The sequence below is a fragment of the Syntrophomonas sp. UBA1041 genome, assembly GCF_002316705.1.
In the GTDB taxonomy this organism is placed as follows: Bacteria; Bacillota; Syntrophomonadia; order Syntrophomonadales; family Syntrophomonadaceae; genus DTU019.
The window spans coordinates 1-224 of the sequence record NZ_DCEA01000061.1; the positions used below are offsets into that span (position 1 = coordinate 1).

The following is a 224-nucleotide window of genomic DNA, read 5'->3' on the forward strand; positions in this document are numbered from 1 at the left end:
GGATACCGGGGCAGCAAATCCAAACTGTACAGGGTTGCCAATGAACAGGTCATGAAATCCGGCCAGTATGCATACATTCACCGCCGTTTGAAAAAGCGGGATTTCCGCCGCTTGTGGATAGCCCGCATCAACGCTGCAGCCCGCAACAACGGTCTTTCCTACAGCCGTCTGGTGCATGGCCTGAAGGTGGCCGGGGTGGAAATCAACCGCAAGATCCTGTCGGA

At 55.8% G+C, this 224-nt stretch carries 1 protein-coding gene; it reads left to right on the forward strand.

What is annotated here, in order from left to right; translation table 11 throughout:
* The coding region (gene rplT, locus B2633_RS08645) for a 50S ribosomal protein L20 (RefSeq protein ID WP_483170203.1) at positions 1 to 224 on the forward strand (224 nt) is incomplete at both ends.